The organism is Salegentibacter haimaensis (assembly GCF_054121495.1).
The window spans coordinates 25,476-45,196 of the sequence record NZ_JBSYGH010000009.1; the positions used below are offsets into that span (position 1 = coordinate 25,476).

Sequence of the window (19,721 nt, forward strand, 5' to 3'; positions counted from 1 at the left end):
AACCCGAATAGAATAGGGGGGATGGATCGTTTTTTTGTGGCTTACGATTTGGCCTGTAAAAGTTTAGGCTTAGAGGTTACCTGGTATTTTAGCAACTGTGAAGCTCATAGTTTTTATGATAACATGAATGTCGTAAGTGCGGGAGATAAAACAGCCGGGGAATTATTTCTAGCGGAAATTAATTCTAAGAAATACGATGTTGTAGTAACTCATTTTGTGGAGTTATGTACTTCGTTTTATAAGCAGGTGAAAAATAATAGTAAACCTTATATTATAGCGGTAGACCATAACCCACGGCCGCTAAAAGGTTTTCCGTTAAAAAAGCGTCTAAAAAATAAGCTAAAGGGAGTTTTCTATTCCAGGTATATAGACTGTTTCGTTGGAGTATCCCAATATACAGCAGATTGTATTTTTCAGGATTATGGTAGTAAGCTGAGAAACAAAACAAAGGTTGTGTACAATGGAATTGACACCGGAGTTTATTTAAAACGAAGTGAAGAAAACTTTGGGAAATTTATTGTTGCTTCACATTTGAGGGAGTCGAAAGGCTTACAGGATCTAATAGAAGCCGTTCAATTACTTGCAGATGATCTAAAGAATAAACTTTCTATAGATATATATGGGGAGGGACCAATGGAAGGAGAATTAAAGGCGAAGGTTAGAAATTATAATTTAGAACGGCATATCAATTTTAAAGGTAGTTCTTCAAAATTACCTGATCTGTTACGGAGGTATTCATTTCTTCTGCAACCCACCTATATGGAGTGTTTTAGTCTATCTATTCTTGAGAGTCTTTCTGCTAATGTTCCTGTGATAACTACTCAGGTGGGGGGGAACAGAGAAGTGATATCACCGGGTGAAAATGGATTTATCTTCCAGGCCGGCGATATTGAAGGATTAAGGAGAATATTAGAAAAGGTGCTACTTAGAGAATTAAGGATAGAAAATGATGTTAGCAGTAAGATAGAACAAGAATTCTCACTGGAACAAATGGTTGAAGCCCACTTAAAATTACTGCCATGCATATAGGGTTTATCACACCTGAATATCCGCATCCACAATCTACTTCATCTGGAGGCCTGGGAACCAGTATTAAAAATCTGGCCATATCGTTGGTAGAGAAAAATGTAATGGTAAGTGTTTTTGTTTATGGCCAAAAACAGGATTTAAGAGAGGAAGAAGGCGGAATTAGATTTCATTTTATCAAACAGAAGGAATATAAATTTTTAGCCTGGTATTATTACCGAAAATTTCTTCAGCGATATGTCAATGGCTATATAGCAGCAGAAAAAATTGATCTGATCGAAGCGCCGGACTGGACCGGGATTTCTGCATTAATGGAATTTTCGTGTCCGCTGATTATACGAATGAATGGTTCTGATGCTTACTTCTGTGCATTGGATGGGCGAAAACAAAAATGGAAGAACCATTTTTTCGAAAGAATGGCGTTGAAAGGGGCAGATGGGTTGATTTCGGTGAGCAGGTTTACGGCTGATAAAACCCGGGAAATTTTTAGTCTGGAAAAGCCTATAAAGATAATCCCCAACAGTATTGATGTAAACCGGTTTTCGACCAGGGAGGAAGAGGTGGTTCCTAATAGAATTTTATATTATGGAAGCCTGATACGGAAGAAGGGGGTGTTAGAGTTGGCGAAAATTTTTAATCAGGTAATCAAGGAAGTGCCGCAAGCTGAATTATATTTAATAGGGAAAGATGTGCAGGATATATTTGAGCAGAGATCGACACTGGAGTTGTTTAAGGAAAATTTGAGTCCCCAGGCTGCAGGGCAGGTCGTGTATATACCTGAGGTAAGTTATGCAGAGATTGGGGAGCATATAGGCAGAGCTGCAGTGGTGGTGTTGCCAAGTTTTGCAGAAGCTCTGCCGATGACCTGGCTGGAGGCTATGGCGATGGAGAAAGCTTTAGTTACCTCCAATATCGGTTGGGCTAAAGAAGTTATGATTGATGGAGAAACGGGATACACGGTAGACCCGAAGGATCACCAGGCTTATGCCGGGAAAATAGTTGCCTTATTAAATAATCCTCGAATTGCTGAGGAAATGGGAAATAAAGCCCGACTAAGGATATTTTCAAATTTTTCAACAGAGGTGGTGGTAGAAAAGAATATTGAATATTATAAAAAATTGCTGGGTGCTTAATGTATGTATCTGAGTAGATCGAATGAAATTTCCAATTTTAATATGGAATTAAAGAATTATACTACTACAAATGGCGAAGTGCTTTTATATACTGGAAATCCAGATACAAGCCTTTTGGAAAACCTTGTAAAGGGTCCCGGGGATTTATGGCATAGTAGTTTAGACCAGGGGTATCTAAATATTTTTCCTGAACTGGTATATCAAACCGCAGTATTCTGGTGGTATCTTAATGATTTGCCGGAACTGGAGGAGTCGGTAAACTGGAGGATTAATCCCAATGCTTTTGTGATTAGAAAAAGGGTATGGGATTTCTTTAAGGGTTTTGACGAAAGCTTTGATAGTATCGCAATGAGTGGCCTGGATATGGGATATCGTATGTTGAGATTTGGGGGAGGTACTCCTATGTATGTTAAGGGTTTATTTCAAAGAGAGGCCGAAACCGTCCAAATTCCGAAAATAGATATTTATAGATTCTACAGGAAGAATTTTAAGGCCCGGCATAGTTTATATTTGTTTGCTCGCCAGATTCCAAATACTTTGCTTGAGAATATTAAAGCTTTTAATCAGGCTAAAGTAACCAAATTTGAAGCTTTTAAAACTCTACCTGCACGCCCCCTTGGAGATTTCAACGGAGAGCAGGGAGTAGATGTGATTATTCCTACGATGTCGAGGCAGGAATATACCTTACAATTATTAAAGGATTATAAGAATCAGAGCCTACTTCCTAACAAGGTGATCATTATTGATGCCACTCCTGAAAAAGAACGGCGTACAGACATTTATATAGACGAAGATTATCCATTTGAATTAATAGTTCGATGGCAGCAAAGCAAAGGAAGTTGCCGAGCCAGAAATGAAGCGATTAGGCTATGCACTTCCGATTATATAATTTTCGCCGATGATGATACCCGAATCTTACCAGATTTCGTCGAAAATCACATAAGATTTTTGCAAACCTATGGAGTTGATGCCTGTACCGGCCTTGATATCCAGGCGCAGCATTATAAGCAAGATCTTGAGGACCTTAAAATACTGATACAAGAGCAGGGAGAGAAAGCCAGGAAAAGTGGAGCAGCACAAGGTTTTAATAATGCCAATTCGTGTGTTAAGCGTGGAAAGGTAGAAGAATTAATAGGGAATGATGTGAATTTTGACGGAGGATATGGAGAGGACTCAGACTTTGGATATAGGTTAATCAAGAACGGCAATATTTTAATGTATAATCCGTATTCAATCAATTTACACTTAAAGCCCCCCTCTGGGGGTTATCGAGTATGGGGGTTGCAGGCCTCGGTATTAGGGAAGAAGCGTAAGAAACAGGCCTGGGAATTGGACCAGCCGGTGGGAAAAATTAAACCCGTACCTAGTCCAACTATTGTTTATGGCATCCTAAAACATTTTAAGCCAACGCAGGTTAAGGAGTATAAATATCGCTACTTGTTCTTATATTTAACCAAAGACTTAAAAAAACTTCCGATAAAATTATTTAAGCTTCCGTATAAAATCCAACAGTTCAATAAGGCATTGTTATATGCGGAAAAACTTAAGAGCCGGGGGGAACGATTCAGTTAAAATTTATGAATTTCACGCTAATAGTCTGTACTTATCAACGTCCCGATGCTTTATTAAAACTTTTGAAATCGGTTGGAAAACAGTCGATTTACCCTGACGAAATTATAATTGTTGATGGTTCTACGGATTCTGATACTGAGATGGTTTTAAAAGAGCATCAATTTAAGAATCTCAGCTATTTCAGGGTGGAAGAAAAGGACCGGGGTCTTACCAGGCAAAGGAATTACGGAATAAATCGGGTACAGGCTTCTGCTGAAGTTGTTTGTTTTCTCGACGATGATATAGTACTTACCGAAGATTATTTTAAGAATTTGCTGCAAACCTATAATGATTTTCCTGATACGATTGGAGTAGGGGGATATATACTTGATGAGGTAAAATGGGAAAATACAGAGGGGAGTTTTACAGGCTTTGATGAGTTTGAATTTGATGGCTGGAAAAGAAAACTGGGGAGCAGAAATGTATTACGCAAAAAACTTAATCTGTTGAGTGAAGTGCCCCCGGGTTATATGCCTGAAGAAGGGAATGGGTTTTCAACCGGATTTTTACCTCCAAGCGGAAAAACTTATCCCGTTGAATTTTTTATGGGAGGTGTAGCTTCTTACAGAAAAGAGATTTTCAATAAAATTGGGTTTTCAGAATATTTTGAGGGTTACGGACTCTATGAGGATATGGATTTTTGTTTACGGGCATCAGGATTGGGGCAGTTGTATGTAAATACCGCGGCACAACTATATCATTATCATGAAGAGAACGGCAGACCAAATAAGTATCGTTATGGAAAGATGGTGGTAAGAAATGGCTGGTATGTATGGCGTATTAAATATCCTAATCCGCGCAGGAAAGCAAGGTTGAAATGGCATAGTACCGCTTTGTTATTAACTTTGATCAGGTTTGGAAACAGTATAAGTGGAAATGCCAGAAAAGAAGCCTTTACAGAAAGTCTGGGAAGGTTGACCGGTTGGTGGAGTTTGTTATGGAATAGACCAAAAGTTACTACAAAATGAAGCGAATTTTAAAGATTTTACTTCTGTTTGGTATATTGGGAATAGTAATTCTGATGATTTTCAACTACAGATATCCGTTCTTTACTCACAGTGTGGGCAATTGGTCTGTAGGTTTTACTTTTAGTCCGGAGGTTTTTCCAAAACCAAAACTTAGTATTGATAATATTATAAGTTATTCTGAAATTGATTCTTTACTGCCCGAGGAGATCGATTATATAGCTGATCCTTTTTTTCTAAAGGATAGCAGCGCTTATTATATCTTCACAGAAATTAAAGGAAAAGGAAATGCCGATATAGCTGTATTTAGGTCGGAGGACGGGCTGAGCTATGAATATGGCGGAATAGTGCTGGACGAAGATTTCCACTTGTCATATCCGCAGGTTTTTAAACATAAGAACGAGTATTTTATGCTCCCCGAAACCGCGGGTTCGAATAATGTGTTGCTTTATAAGGCGAAAAATTTTCCGTTCGACTGGCAGATTAGCGACACCTTGATTAAGGACAGGCACTTAAAAGACCCTAGTATATTGTTAAGCGATGATCTCAATTTAATCGTAGCGGTAGATGACGATTTAAAACAATATATGTTTGTAAGCGATTCTTTAAGAGGTTCCTGGAAGGAAGCAGAAAATTATAAACAAAGATGGGGGAATGAGTCCAGACCGGGGGGAAGGTTTTTTAAGGAGGGTGAGAATTGGTATCTTCCATTACAAAACCGAAGTAAGGGTTATGGTACAGGAATTTCTCTTTACCAACTGAAGAATGAAGAGGGATACCTGGAGCTTGTTAAAGCTGAGCATATGTATTTAGGTCCGCAACAGCATATAAAATGGTTTAATCGCGGGATGCATCATTTGGATATACAGGATATTGGAGAGGATTATTATATGGTTTATGATGGAGACAGGAATGTTTCTGGTGAAAAAAGCTTTCAGTATAAAAGGACAATAAAATTCAATCTAATAGATCTTTACAATTACTTCAAGAATTAATAATCTTAAATTTTATGCTGAAAAGATATAGAACAGACTTAGAGAAGTATCATAGGTATAGCGATAATTCTAAACTAATTCTTTTTCTTACTCAACAAGGTTTATGGGCTTTATTGGTATATAGGATTAATAATTCGATTTTCAGTAGTAGGTTTCCTAATTTCATAAAAACGCCTTTACTATTTGTCGGTTTAATTTTTCAGAAATCAATGGAAATAATTACAGGAATTTCATTACCATATTCAGCGGAAATCGGTGATTTTTGCTATATAGGGCATTTTGGAGGAGTTATAATCAATCCAAAAGCTAAGATTGGTGAGAACTGTAATATCTCACAAGGGGTAACTATTGGAATAAGTGGTAAAGGTTCGAAAAGAGGTGTGCCAGTAATTGGAAATAATGTATATATAGGAGTCAATGTTGTGGTAGCTGGAAATATTTTTATAGGAGATCACGTAGTTATAGCCTCCAATTCCTTAGTTACCAGATCAATTCCCTCGAATAAAACAGTTATGGGTGTGCCAGCTGAAGTAATTTCAAGTATTAGTAACAATTCTTATATATAATGAAATTTTTAGTAATATCTGGGGCGCCAATTTTACTAGAGAATTCTCAAAAGTCTGCATATCCCCCCTTCGTTCGAGAAATGGATATTTGGTTTAAAAGAAAAATGGATATTTGTATAATTGCTCCCTGTAACTATCCTTATCCCTTAAGTACAAAACCTTTCAATAGACAGGATTTTAAATTGGTAGGTCTACCTTTTATAAAATTTAAAAGCCTAAAAGATTTATCTATTAACCTTTTAAAACTGCCTTTAATTTTTGCTCGCTTATTAATTGAGATTAATAAATGTGATCATTTGCATTTGAGATGCCCGGGGAATGTGGGGCTTTTGGCCGTTATTGCGCAGGTATTCTTTCCGAAGAAAAAAAAGACGGTGAAGTATGCCGGGAACTGGGACCCGAAAGCCAGTCAGCCGTGGAGCTATAGATTGCAAAAATGGATTTTAAGCAATACATTTTTAAGTCGGAATATAAAAGTGCTTGTCTATGGGGAATGGCCGGGGCAAAGCAGGAATATAGTTCCTTTTTTTACAGCCAGTTTTTCTGAAAATGATAGGGAGCAGGTAAGTAAAGAATTCAAAACGCCCTATAGATTTATCTACACCGGGAACCTGGTAGAAGGCAAGGGATTAGCTGAAGCCATAGAACTTATTGCCTCCTTACGGGCCAGGGAACTCGATTGCAGGTTGGATATTTATGGAGATGGTAAGCTGGAAGGTTCGCTTAAAAAACTGGTTCAGGAAAATCGGCTGCAGGAGTTTATCAGGTTCCATGGCAGAGTGAGACTAGAAGATTTGAAAGAAGCTTACCGGAAGGCTCATTTTTCTGTCTTGTTATCGCGAAGCGAAGGTTGGCCAAAAGCTATTGCCGAGGCGATGTGGTTTGGGTGTGTTCCTGTTACTTCTTCAGTTTCTTGTTTGCCATGGATGCTAAAAGCCCCCTCCGCCCCCGAAGGGGGAACTGTAATGACTAGATTAGGGCTTAGAGGAATATTAGTGCCTGATCCCAGGTTTATGGTTCAGAATTCAAAATTTAAGATTCAAGGTTCAACGTTTAATGTTCAAGGTTCAAAGTTTAAGGTTCAAAGATTTACTGACATTGGGGAGAAAGTTCTGGCATTAATTGAAAATCCGGAGGAGTATAGGAAAATGTCTTTTGAGGCGCAGGAGTGGAGTCAGTCATATACTCTTGAAAAGTTTGAAAATTCAATTAGGAAATTGGTTTAAAAATTAGCGTTCAATGTTCGATGTTCAACGTTCAATGTTCAGGGTTCAAGGTTCAACGTTCAATGTTCAAAGTTCTATGTTTAACGTTTGTTTCAAATTAAGGTTTAATTGTCTATTTTCAGTTTAGAATTTGAAAATTAGATAATTATGGCAAAGGTTGAACATTTTGAGGATTTGGAGGTTTGGCAGTTAGGTAGGGAAATTTGTATGCACGTAGAGGAGTTATTTATAAATACGTCTCTGGGAAAAAGATATAAATTAAGAGATCAGATGGATAGCAGCTCGGGTTCTATTATGGATAATATCGCGGAAGGATTCGGACGAGGAGGTAACCTTGAGTTCCGTAATTTTTTGGGTTTTTCACGTGGCTCGTGTGCTGAACTTAAGTCCCAATTATATAGGGCAAAAGATAAAAATTTAATTTCTGAAGAACAGTTTAAACAACTTTCTGAAAAATGTGAAAAGGAAATCGCGAAGATTACAGCTTTTATTTCATTTCTGAACCGATCGGAATTTAAAGGTTCGAAGTTTAAGAAATAAATTTTCAAGGTTCTATGTTTAACGTTCAGGGTTCAATGTTCAACGTTCAACGTTCAATGTTCAACGTTCAATGTTTAAGGTTTCTTAGAACACATCAACACTTTGAACGTTAAACGGGAAACAATATTAAGAGGTAAATGTGATCAAAAAAACACAGAAAAAACTAAGAATAATACAACTAGTTGATAGTTCAAACCCCGGCGGGGCAGAGCGGATGGCGGTGAATATTGCCAATGCTTTGGTGGGGGAAGTGGAGGCTTCATTTTTATGTTGTACGCGAAAGGAAGGGCTTTTGAAACAGGAGTTGAATGAGGAAGTGGGCTATTTCTTTGCGAGGAAAATGCATAGTGCCGATTTGAAGGCATTTTTAAGGCTTAGAGAATTTATTAAGCGGGAAAGGATTAACCTGTTGCAGGCACACGGCACTTCCTGGTTCTGGGGGGTGCTTTTGAAAGTTTCGGGATTGAATTTGAAGCTGGTATGGCAGGATCATTACGGGGAAAGTGAGCGGCTGGAGCAAAGGAGAGTTTTTTTGCTAAAGGCCCTGGCCAGGTTTTTCGATGGGGTGATTGCTGTAAATTCGAAACTGGCGAGCTGGGCCCGGGAGTCGTTGAAGATGGAACGAGTAATCCAATTAAATAATTTTGTAGTGGCTACTAAAGAGAGTTCGCCTATAAAATTGAAGGGGAATCCGGGCGATTTTAAGATTATATGCGTAGCAAACCTAAGACCGCAGAAAGATCATTTGAATTTACTTTTGACTTTTGAATTGGTATGCCAGGAAGTTGATAATGTAAGTTTGCACCTGGTAGGTCAGGACCCCAAGACTGAATATTCTTCCAGCATATTGGAAAGAATAAAAAATTCAGAGGTTGGGGAACGCATTTTTTATTATGGAAGCATAAGCGGGGTAACAGGTTTATTAGAGCAGGCCGATATAGGGGTTTTGAGTTCCCGGTCGGAAGGTTTGCCGCTTGCCCTTTTAGAGTACGGCCTGGTAGGCCTGCCCGTGGTTTGCACCAAAGTAGGAGATTGTGCTAAGGTGATTGGTGATGAAGGTATTATAGTTGCTGCCGGAGATTCGGAAGCACTGAGCCTGGCAATTTTAAAATTTATTCGGAATGATGAGCTTAGAGCATTCCTGGGGTGTCAACTCAAGAAACGAACGATTGAAAATTATGGAGAGTCAAAATATCTAAAGGATTTAGTGGCATTCTATAAAATGCTTTAATTTCACTCGAGTTTTAAGTTAAAAAATAATTATAAGGAGAGCACTACATTAGAACATCAGCCATTTTCTGGTGTATATTTTTTGAAATAAATTTACTTATAGCAGAATAACCTGAATTAATTCGAATACTCATAAAAACTCTGGATCACATAAATTATGTTAGGTTGTTATTGCTGCATTTACTGCTGGCAGTAATTATTTATGCCTATCGCCCGGCAGGACAGTTTTTACTCTTTGGGACACTGGGGTTCTGGATATTTTATATCATCTTAAAAGACAATAAGAATAATGAAGCCTTAATGGCTGCGGCATATATTGCCGGGGCTGAAGTTTTATACCGAATGACCGGATCGATGGCTTTCTATGAGACCGGAAAATATTCGGTCATTTTATTTCTGCTCATAGGGATGTTTTATAAGGGGACCTCAAGTAAAACTGTCTCTTTCTGGATTTATCTGCTAATTTTATTCCCCGGAGTTATTGTGGCCTCATTTACCCTGGATTATGAGGTTGAATTTAGAAAAGCAATTGCTTTCAATCTTAGTGGCCCTGTAACCCTTGGAGTATCGGCTTTATATTGCTATTATAAAAAAATTACCAAGACGCAATTCAATTATGTTTTATTAATGCTGCTGCTGCCATTAATAGCCAATATGATCTATTTGTATTTGTATACACCCAGTATAGGCGAGAGTCTAATGCGTACGGGTACCAATTCAAATTATGCGGCATCGGGCGGCTATGGTCCTAATCAGATTTCTACGGTAATGGGGATGGGAATGATCATATTATTTACACGTCTTTTCCTGATTAAACATAAACTGATTAATTTAATAGATCTGGCATTGCTGGCCTTAATAAGTTACAGGGCATTAGTCACATTTTCCAGGGGAGGGGTATTAACGGCTGTTATTTGCATCATAGGATTTCTAGTAGTTTATTTTTATAAACAGGATCTGAAGCAGCAAAAGGATATACTTCGTAAGCTTGTCGTTTTTATATTGGTTTTTGTAAGCATGTGGATATATACCAGCATAGCAACCGGAGGTTTAATCGTAAACCGATATGCGGGAAAAGACGCTCAGGGTCAATTGAAAGATGATATTACCACCGGTAGAACAGAGCTAATTATTACTGAACTTCAGGGGTTCTATCATAATCCTGTAATTGGAATCGGGGTTGGTAAAGGAAAAGGTCTTAGAAGTGAAATGACCGGAATAGCTACTGCTTCACACAACGAAATAAGCCGTTTGCTGTCTGAACACGGAATCCTGGGATTGTTTGCTATACTCATTCTTATCGCCGTTCCCATAATTTTCTGGACCAAGTTTAAGAACAATTACTATTTTTTGGCGTTCTTAGCATTTTGGTTTTTAACCATCAACCACTCGGCTATGCGAATAGCTTTGCCGGCCTTTGTGTATGGCCTGGCCCTTTTATATATAGTAGATGACAAAAAGCATCCTGTACATAGGAAACGACTTACGGGTTAAGAGTTTTACGGCCACTTATATCTCCTTTTTCAGCAAGATGCTGCGAAAGGAGGGATACAGGGTGAAGACTGCCTCGACCCGAAACAATAAGGCGCTAAGACTGGTGGAGATGCTTGGGCTTATCGTAAAACACCGAAAAAGTACCGATATCGTACTGATCGATACCTATGGAGCGATGAATTTCTACTATGCCTACCTGGTAGGAAAAACCTGTAAGCTTTTAGGACTGGAGTATATCCCCATTCTGCACGGGGGGAACCTGCCCGAGCGGCTGGAAGGCTCAAAAAGCTTCAGCAAAAGTCTGTTCGGAAATGCCAAAGCCAACGTGGCTCCCTCGCAATTTTTATATGAGATCTTCCAAAAAGCAGGATTTGAAAATACCCGAATCATTCCCAATTCGATAGAGCTGAAGAATTATCCGTTTAAGAAGCGCGAGAATTTTCAGCCAAAATTGTTGTGGGTGAGGAGATTTCAGAAGCGTTATAATCCGTTAATGGCGCTGGAAGTTTTGCGGGAGTTGAAAAAGACTTATCCTGATGCTTCGATGTGTATGGTGGGACCCGATAAGGACGGGAGTATGAAAAGCTGTAAGGCCTATGCCAAAAAACATAATTTAAACGTGGAGTTCCCCGGAAAGCTGAAAAAGAAAACCTGGGCCAGGCTTGCGCGCAATTATGATTTTTTCATCAATACCACCAGCATAGATAACACTCCAATTAGCGTTATAGAGGCGATGAGCCTGGGGCTTGCGGTGGTTTCTACCAAAGTGGGGGGAATGCCAAAACTCATAGAACACCAACATGATGGTATTCTGGTAAAGGAAAAGGATGCCGAGGGAATGGCTACAGAAATTACCCGTTTAATTGAAAAACCTGAAGTTGCTTCGGAAATCTGCTGCCGGGCGCGACAAAAAGTTGAAAAATTCGACTGGGAACAGGTGCGCGAGAAATGGAATGCCTTATTGCAGGAATGAAAAGACTGCTGTATATAGGAAACATGCTTGAAGCCCGTGGCGGGGCACCTACACAGATCGATTTTCTCTCTAAAAAATTCAGTGAAATTGGGTTCCAGGTAAGGGCGGTTTCCAAACGGCGAAACAAGGCTTTGCGACTGTTTGAGATGTTGTGGAGTATTTTTCGACAAAGGAATTCAACCGATCTGGTCCTGATCGATACCTATTCGACCTCAAATTTCTGGTATGCGGTGGTGGCAGGGAAATTATGCCGGGTTCTGAAACTGCCCTATATTCCCATTCTTCACGGGGGAAATTTGGTAGAACGATTGGAGAATAACCCGAAAGTATCTTCCCAATTCCTGCGAAATGCTGAAACAAATGTAGTTCCCTCGCTTTATTTGTTTGAAAATTTAAATCAGCGAAGGATTCCGAAGCTGCAGTATATTCCCAACGCTATAGAGCTGGAAAATTATCCTTTTTGTCTTCGGAAGGATTTAAGCCTGAAACTCTTTTGGTTACGGGCTTTTGATGGGATATACAATCCGATGATGGCCATTAAAGTGCTGGAGATTTTGCTAAAAGATTTTCCGGAAGCAGAGCTTTGTATGGTAGGACCCAATAAAGACGGAAGCTTGCAGCAGTGCAAGGAGTACGCAAAGCGGAAAAATATGCCGGTAAGGTTCCCCGGCCGACTCTCAAAACCGGAGTGGATCGCGCTTTCCCGGGAATATGATATTTTTCTGAATAGCTCGAATATAGACAATACGCCGGTGAGTATAATTGAGGCGATGGCTTTGGGTCTTCCGGTGGTTTCGACCAATGCGGGAGGGATTCCCTGGCTGGTGGAAGATCAAAAAGAAGCCTTGTTGGTGAACCCGGGTGATATTGATGCAGCTCTAACAGCAATAAAAAGACTGTTGGAAAATCAGTCCCTGGCACAACAAATCTCGCTGAATGCCCGGAAACGGGTAGAGGCTTTTGACTGGGCTGTTGTTAAGGAGATGTGGATGGATTTATTGAAGTAGTTTGTTGTTTGTTGTTTGTCGGTTGTGGGTTCTCGGTTCTCTGTAGCCTGTTGTCGGTTCTCTGTTGTCGGTTCTCGGTTTGACCTTGCCTGAATAAGGTTGCCTTTTTCAGGTGTCACCCCGACAAAGGAGGGGTCTCATCTGAGTGAGTGTTGTGGGACGGATTTTTTGCTTTTTCTGAGTGTTTTTTGCATCGAATTCACGAATGTTTTTGGAATTAATCACCACGGTTGAAACCGTGGGCTATAATTTTTGGCCTTGATCTTTTGCAGGCCACCACCCTTTAGTCCCGATAGCTTTTGGAACCGCGTGAAACAGCAGGCTGACATTTTCTTCGCAAAGAATGTCTGTTTCTTTTTCGTAAAATACGGTTTTATACAGTTTTGTCCCCCCGACAAAGGAGGGGTCTCATCTGAGTGAGTGTCGTGGGAAGGATTTTTTACTTTTTCGGAGTGTTTTCTGCCACGAATTCACGAATGTTTTTTGATTTAATCACCAGGGTTGAAACCGTGGTCTATAGATTTAGGCTTTGGTCTTCTGCAGGCCACCACCCTTTAGTCCCGATAGCTTTTGGAACCGCGTGAAACAGCAGGCTGACATTTTCTTCGCAAAGAATGTCTGTTTCTTTTTCGTAAAATAAGATTTTATACAGTCTTCCGAAGGCCACCACCCTTTAGTCCCGATAGTTATCGGGAGGGGAAGTGGCCGGGTTTTGTTTCTTTCTGCCTCGAATGCACGAATGTTTTTTGATTGCTGTAGGTTCAGACTTGTTTAATCTAGAATAGAACGCAGATGACGCTGATCTTTTGGATGAGTTATGAGTTAAGGGTTAGGTGTTGATTTAATCACCACGGTTGAAACCGTGGTCTATAAATTTAGGCTTCGGTCTTCTGCAGGCCACCAGCCTTTAGTCCCGATAGTTATCGGGAGGGGATGTGGCCGGGTTTTGTTTCTTTCTGACCCGAATTCATAGTTGTTTTTTGGGTATTATTTTTCAGGAATAATTAGTTTTCAATCAAGTGTATTTAACACCTGAAAAGCAAACCCCTCCGGCCTATGGCCACCTCCCCTTGAAAAAAGGAGAGGAGCTTTTGATGAATACGTAAGGGTTAGGTGGGTGTCGTGCTAAATTTTTAACAGTTAATTTCGATCTATACACTTTCTCTGGGCTAAAATATGAAGTATATTTAACTTTGATATAATGTGTTTATACTATGGATTTCGATCTTCAAAATAGAAAATTAGAACTTATTCAGTGGCTATCTACTCTTAATGATGAGTCTATCATTAAAGAAATAATTAAGTTACGTGAAAAGGAAAGAGTGGATTGGTGGGAAGAAATTTCCCTGGAAGAACAAAAATCGATAGAACTTGGAATTAATGATGCTGATGCCGGAAAGCTAAAACCACATTCTGAAGCGAGAAAATTATATGAAAAGTGGTTATAAAATACGATGGACAGACCACGCACTTTCCGAATTAGCAGATACAATTAATTATTTAGAAAAAAACTGGTCAGAAAAAGAGCTGAAAAATTTTTCCCGGCAACTTGATCATATTATAGAATTGATCTCCAAAAAAACCAAAACTTTTCCAGATTTCCGAAAAAAATAAGTTTGTTAGAAGAGCTGTAGTCGCGAAAGTCAATATCCTCTATTATCGCGAAGCTAATGATAACATAGAAATTTTATCATTATTCTCAACCAGACAGAATCCCGGTAAAATCAATATTTAAATTTTAATTTTTAAGCAATAGTATTTAACTTCTGTAGGGCAAACCCTTCCGTCATTGCTTCGCAATGCCACCTTTCCTTGACAAGGGAAGGAGCTTTTTCTGGTTAAGTTACTAGTTAAGAGTTATGTGTTAGGTGAGGATAGAAAATTCCTTGAATTTTGAATCTTAAACTTTGAATTTTTTAACTTTGAATTTTTTAAAGCTTTTATTGTCCCCGGAAGAAAATTACCGTGGTTAAAGTTTTGAGAAGAATGTTGAGGTCTAAAAAGAGATTTCGGTGTTTGATGTAGTAGAGGTCGTATTGCAGTTTTTCGAGGCTGTCGTCGTGGCAGTCGCCATAATCGGCCATTACCTGCGCCCAGCCGGTGAGACCGGGTTTTATAATGTGCCGGGTGTCGTAAAAAGGAATTAATTCTGAAAGTTGATCTACAAAGACAGGGCGTTCGGGCCTGGGGCCTATAAGACTCATTTCCCCCTTTAATACATTGTAAAACTGCGGAATTTCATCCAGCCGGGTTCTTCTTAAGAATTTTCCGAAGCGACTAATGCGCGTGTCATTTTTTATAGTGTATTGCGGGCCGTTGACTTCAGCATTGTCGGGCATACTGCGCAATTTCAGGATTTGGAAATTTTTACCGTGTTTTCCCACTCTTTCCTGTCGGTAAAAGAGTTTTCCGGGATTTCCGATGAGATTTCCGAGGAGAATCAAAGGCAGTATTATAACAAGAAACAGGAGCCCGATTAAAGAAACGAGCACATCCAGAATTCTGAAAAACAGGCGGTAGGCCTTGTTGTGATTGCTTCGGCTAAAGGGGAAATACCGGTAGAAATCCTTGTCTACGTGCTGCACCGGGATGCGATGGGTGATTTCTTCATAAACCTGCGTATAATCCCTAATGGGGAATCCGCGTTTTAGAAGTTCATTCAGTTGATTATAAAGAGTGAGCATTAGGCCTTTTCGATAAGCACTGGTAACTACAATTTCATTGATATGGTAATTGGAAATGGTGCCAGCAAGATCGTCTACTTCAAAGCGTTTGAGACCCTCTGTGGCTAAAACCGATTTTTCCTTGATATCGGTATTCACATAGCCTACCACCACGTAATTGGGATCGGCCTTTTGCAGGGAGCCGGCTATGAGGTTAATATCGAAGGAATCCCCTACCACCAACACACGTTTGTAAAACCTGGGGGTGGAGATGAGATTGATGTACATAAACCGCCAAATAAGCAGGGGAACTGCGATAGCCAAAAAGAAAAATAGAATTTGCAGTCGGTTTTCGGGCAGGCTTGGCGTTAAAAAGGGGGTAAGCATAAAAAACAGCACGGTAAGGGCTGAGGTGAGCAGGGAATTTTGTAAAATGCTTTCCCATCTACTGGCTTTTTGAAGATCGTACATTTCAAACACATTGGCAAAAAGATTGAAATATGCCAGGAAAACCAGGGTCCAGAGCCAGTATTCAGAAGTAATTCGGAAATAATCGAAGCGAAAAATGATACTCACCAGGTTAAGGGAGAGCAACACCGCCAGTATATCAAATACCCGCAACAGGACCTTGCGTTCGGAAATCTCGAAATGAAACAACGGACGTGCAGACATAGCAGGTTAGTTACCGGGTTAAAGATAGAATTTTTTGAATATTATGGGGTTGTTGTTTGTAGTTTGTTGTTTGGGGTTTGTGGTTGGTTGTCTGTTGTGGGTTGTGGGTTCTCGGTTCTGGGTTGTCTGTTGTCTGTTCTCTGTTCTGGGTTGGCTGTTATCTGTTGTGGGTTATCTGTTGTCTGTTATCTGTTGTGGGTTATCTGTTGTCTGTTGTTTTGGGTTTGGAGTCTGTTTCTCGTTTTCCTGGTTAACCCAAACCCCTGCCGACCTGGAATCTTAAATTTTGAATTTCCCGCAGGAACTGGCAACGCGCAACCAAACCTCTAACTTCGTACTTCTAACTTCCAAACCTAGGCTCCTGGTCTTTTGCGTTTGTATTTCACCATGGCAAAGAGGAAGATGAATAGGGCGAGGAATTGTGCTATGCGGGCCAGGTAATCGCCGTATTTCACATAAAAGGTTTCCCCCCGGTTAAGAGCAACTTTGGCTTTAATACTGCCCAATTCTTCATAACCCAGGCTGTGCTGAATTTTTCCGGTGGGATCTATTACCGCCGAAATGCCTGTATTGGCACTGCGAACTACCGATCGCCTGGTTTCTATAGCCCGAAGCCGCGCATAACTAAGGTGTTGCTTATGGCCCTGGGTATCGTCCCACCAGGCATCGTTGGTGATTATGCTTAGCAAATTTGCACCATTTTTCACATATCCAGTCACATATTCGCCATAAACCGATTCATAGCAAATTATTGGTGCGGTAGCAATTTCATCGTCAAGATGAAAGACCGAGCGATCGGCCTGGGTGGTTTTCATTGCCACCGTACCTCCAAGATCTATCATAATATCACCTAAAAGCGGCTTTAAAATATCCCGATACGGGAAATTTTCAACACCCACTACGAGTTTTGATTTGTGATAAAACTGCACCGGCTCACCGGGATTCATAAAAAATGCCGAGTTATAGTCGTCATACCAGTCGTATGGCCCAATTTGGTTGGTCTGCTTCCGCACTCTCCCAGGGTCGTTAAAGCGGTCGTAGAATGAAATTCCGCTGAGAAAGGATGCGTTGGGATAGTTTCTGTTGAATTGTCTTCCGAAAAAAGCAGCTTCCGAATTTTGGAATCCGGGTAGGGGGGTGCCATCGGCAAAAACCGTTTCAGGCGCGATGATGAGTCTCGTACTGTCACCTGTTTTTTCTGAAGCCAGCTCCAGTAAAAGTTCACCAATTCTGTTATCGCTGGTATGATATTTTTCGGTGTAGGGATTGATATTGGGCTGAAGTATTACCACTTCAATTTCTACTTCGGAAGCTTCCGCAGTATTTAGCAAAATAAATGAAATCAATGCCGGAATGAGCAACAGGGTCAGACTTTTAAAAATACCCCGCGAGATTATGGCCTTATCTCTAAATTCCCGGTAAAGTAAGACCGATTTAAATATCGCGATATTGATAAGCCAAATCCAGAGCGTGCCGCCAAAGGTGCCGGTATATTCATACCACTGGATCCAGGAAGGAAATTCAGAAAAAACATTCCCCAGGTTAAGCCAGGGCCAGGAAAATTCCCAGGCCAGGTGTATCTTTTCAAAAACCATCCAGATGCTCACCAAAAATGCCGAAGCTGCACTAAATCCAGTTCTTTTGGCCACCAGGTGATACAGCATAAAAACTCCAGCCATAAGCAGGGAATTCACGAGAATCGCGAAAGCTCCGCCAAAGGCAGTGCTAAAATAGATCCAGTAGGTGGTGATTATATTCCATATAAAAAAGCTAAGGTAGGAGAGACCAAAGACTTTCCATTTAATATACTTTGCCGCTGAATTTCGTACCTGAAATTCAGCAAAGAGCAGGGGTACGAAGCCAAAAAATATTAGAAGTGGAAATCCGTAGGTTGGCCAAGCGAATGCCAGGAGGAGTCCGCTGGAAATTGCAAGTACGAGGTTCTTCATAGGAGCTAAATCTTTTCAAAAATAGGAAACCCGGCGGTTTTTTTGGCAAAATTCGGAAGTGGCTTTGGTTTTGGCCGGAGGCTTTTTTAGTATTTTTACCCGACAATCGCGTTTATTATTAAAAATCAAGCTAATGCCAATCAAGAAACATATACCTAATCTTATTACCTTATTGAATCTCCTTGCGGGTTGTATAGCGCTGCTTTATGCGGTGCAGGGCAACCTGATTTTCGCCGCGGTATTTGTTGCTGCAGGAATTTTCTTCGATTTTTTCGACGGCCTTGCAGCCAGGCTTCTGGATGTTAAAAGCGAGCTGGGGCTTCAATTAGATTCCCTGGCCGATGCCGTAACCAGCGGGGTGGTGCCCGGAGTGGTGATGTACCAGATGATTAGAAAAGCCCTGCCCAATACCCGTGAAGTCTCGACCGAATGGAGAATGGGAGGAGACTGGTTTGATTGGAATTTAAACACATTAGCCCTGATTGGATTGTTTATTGCCCTGGCCTCGGCCTACAGATTGGCCAAATTCAATATAGACGATCGGCAAACCGATTCGTTCATCGGGCTACCCACTCCCGCCAACGCTTTGCTTATTTTGAGTTTGCCCTTAATTCTCACTTTTCAACCCGATTCCATTATCTCAGGATTTCTTTTGAATGAATGGTTCTTGATTGGTCTTACGCTTTTAAGTTGCTATTTGCTTAATGCTGAAATTCCGCTTTTTGCGCTGAAGGTTAGCGATTGGTCCTGGAAGGAAAATAAACTGCGAATTGGCTTTTTATTACTCTGTTTGGTGTTGATCGTGATTTTTAAGTTTGTAGCTATCCCGCTTATTATTTTGAGTTATGTGATTTTATCGCTGGTGTTTCCCAAGGCCCCCTAGCCCCCAGTGGGGGAATTTTGGAAACTGAACTCCTGCAAGGTTTTTTTTAAACCTTGTAAGTTTGATTTTGGCCTGACAAAAATAGGTGTTTGTTTTTTCTATATACCTACAAGGTCTTTGAGACCTTGCAGGAAGTTCCACTGGTAAACCCCCAGTGGAGGAAGGCCTCCTGGCCCCCAGTGGGGGAATTTTGGAAATTGACCTCCTGCAAGGTTTTTTTTAACCTTGTAGGTTTGGAATTGGCCTGAACCAAAAGAGGTGGTGGAAATTTTTTTATATACTTACAAGGTCTTTGAGACCTTGCAGGAAGTCTCACTGGTAAGCCCCTGGCCCCTAAGCCCCCTAACCCCCAGTGGGGGAATATTGATTTTCTTATTCGTGGATTTGGTTATGAATAGATGATCCTTTAAATGAAGGGCCTTAACCTCTAAAGAGAATACAGGCCTCCTGCATGGTTTTTGAAACCTTGTAGATTTGGAATTGGCCTGAGCAAAGATATGTAGAATCCTAAGCCTTCGAAAGGGAAAACTGACCTCCTGCAAGGTTTTTTTTAACCTTGTAGGTTTGAAATTGGCCTGAACCAAAAGAGGTGGTTGTTTTTTCTAAATACCTACAAGGTCTTTGAGTGCTTGCAGGAAGTCTCACTGGTAAGCCCCTGGCCCCTAAGCCCCCTAACCCCCAGTGGGGGAATATTGATTTTCTTATTCGTGGATTTGGTTATGAATAGATGATCCTTTAAATGAAGGGCCTTAACCTCTAAAGAGGGTACAGACCTCCTGCAAGGTTTT

General features: G+C 40.5%; 16 protein-coding genes. 14 read left to right on the forward strand and 2 right to left on the reverse strand.

The genetic code is table 11. The annotated features are described in order from the left end of the window. The first annotated feature begins 21 nt into the window (after positions 1–21). From ACW6QP_RS09735 to ACW6QP_RS09795, 13 genes are all read left to right on the forward strand, one after another. On the forward strand, positions 22–1,029 hold the full coding sequence (locus ACW6QP_RS09735; protein ID WP_457910683.1) for a glycosyltransferase family 4 protein: 1,008 nt from the start codon (positions 22–24) through the stop codon (positions 1,027–1,029). Then, positions 1,020–2,159: a glycosyltransferase family 4 protein gene (locus ACW6QP_RS09740; protein WP_457910684.1), complete on the forward strand. Its 1,140-nt coding sequence runs from the start codon at positions 1,020–1,022 to the stop codon at positions 2,157–2,159. The genes ACW6QP_RS09735 and ACW6QP_RS09740 overlap by 10 nt, the downstream gene beginning before the upstream one ends. 42 nt (positions 2,160–2,201) lie before the next feature. Then, complete coding sequence (locus ACW6QP_RS09745; RefSeq protein ID WP_457910685.1) at positions 2,202–3,731, forward strand: glycosyltransferase family 2 protein; 1,530 nt, start codon at positions 2,202–2,204, stop codon at positions 3,729–3,731. A 5-nt stretch (positions 3,732–3,736) separates the two neighbouring features. Next, positions 3,737–4,738, forward strand: a complete 1,002-nt coding sequence (locus tag ACW6QP_RS09750; RefSeq protein ID WP_457910686.1) for a glycosyltransferase family 2 protein — start codon at positions 3,737–3,739, stop codon at positions 4,736–4,738. After that, the gene (locus ACW6QP_RS09755) at positions 4,735–5,730 is read left to right on the forward strand and encodes a glucosamine inositolphosphorylceramide transferase family protein (protein ID WP_457910687.1); all 996 of its coding nucleotides are present in this window, start codon (positions 4,735–4,737) and stop codon (positions 5,728–5,730) included. Before ACW6QP_RS09750 ends, ACW6QP_RS09755 begins: the two co-directional genes overlap by 4 nt. Before the next feature lie 14 nt (positions 5,731–5,744). Beyond that, positions 5,745–6,296, forward strand: a complete 552-nt coding sequence (locus tag ACW6QP_RS09760) for a serine O-acetyltransferase (RefSeq protein WP_457910688.1) — start codon at positions 5,745–5,747, stop codon at positions 6,294–6,296. A 296-nt stretch (positions 6,297–6,592) separates the two neighbouring features. Continuing rightward, entirely contained in the window at positions 6,593–7,522 is a 930-nt protein-coding gene (locus tag ACW6QP_RS09765) for a glycosyltransferase family 4 protein (RefSeq protein WP_457910689.1), read from the forward strand. Between the two features lie 147 nt (positions 7,523–7,669). Beyond that, the gene (locus ACW6QP_RS09770) at positions 7,670–8,062 is read left to right on the forward strand and encodes a four helix bundle protein (protein ID WP_457910690.1); all 393 of its coding nucleotides are present in this window, start codon (positions 7,670–7,672) and stop codon (positions 8,060–8,062) included. A gap of 139 nt (positions 8,063–8,201) precedes the next feature. Continuing rightward, entirely contained in the window at positions 8,202–9,293 is a 1,092-nt protein-coding gene (locus ACW6QP_RS09775; protein ID WP_457910691.1) for a glycosyltransferase, read from the forward strand. Positions 9,294–9,463: 170 nt separating this feature from the next. After that, entirely contained in the window at positions 9,464–10,786 is a 1,323-nt protein-coding gene (locus tag ACW6QP_RS09780; protein ID WP_457910692.1) for an O-antigen ligase family protein, read from the forward strand. Further along, positions 10,743–11,759 carry a glycosyltransferase family 4 protein gene (locus ACW6QP_RS09785; RefSeq protein WP_457910693.1) on the forward strand — a complete coding sequence of 339 codons (1,017 nt, stop codon included), beginning with the start codon at positions 10,743–10,745 and terminating at the stop codon, positions 11,757–11,759. Before ACW6QP_RS09780 ends, ACW6QP_RS09785 begins: the two co-directional genes overlap by 44 nt. After that, entirely contained in the window at positions 11,756–12,766 is a 1,011-nt protein-coding gene (locus tag ACW6QP_RS09790) for a glycosyltransferase family 4 protein (RefSeq protein WP_457910694.1), read from the forward strand. The genes ACW6QP_RS09785 and ACW6QP_RS09790 overlap by 4 nt, the downstream gene beginning before the upstream one ends. A 1,214-nt stretch (positions 12,767–13,980) precedes the next feature. Next, positions 13,981–14,214, forward strand: coding sequence for a hypothetical protein (locus tag ACW6QP_RS09795; protein WP_457910695.1), 234 nt, complete (start codon positions 13,981–13,983; stop codon positions 14,212–14,214). Between the two features lie 492 nt (positions 14,215–14,706). Here ACW6QP_RS09795 and ACW6QP_RS09800 read toward each other — a convergent pair whose 3' ends face one another. Then, complete coding sequence (locus ACW6QP_RS09800; RefSeq protein ID WP_457910696.1) at positions 14,707–16,101, reverse strand: exopolysaccharide biosynthesis polyprenyl glycosylphosphotransferase; 1,395 nt, start codon at positions 16,099–16,101, stop codon at positions 14,707–14,709. Positions 16,102–16,454: 353 nt separating this feature from the next. Further along, a complete protein-coding gene (gene lnt, locus ACW6QP_RS09805) occupies positions 16,455–18,050 on the reverse strand; it encodes an apolipoprotein N-acyltransferase (RefSeq protein ID WP_457910697.1) in 1,596 nt (531 codons plus the stop codon). Between the two features lie 133 nt (positions 18,051–18,183). On the opposite strand from lnt, the gene ACW6QP_RS09810 reads away from it, so the two are divergent. Further along, positions 18,184–18,933 (forward strand): CDP-alcohol phosphatidyltransferase family protein, encoded by a 750-nt coding sequence (locus ACW6QP_RS09810; protein ID WP_457910698.1) that lies wholly within the window; start codon positions 18,184–18,186, stop codon positions 18,931–18,933. Positions 18,934–19,721: the final 788 nt, after the last annotated feature.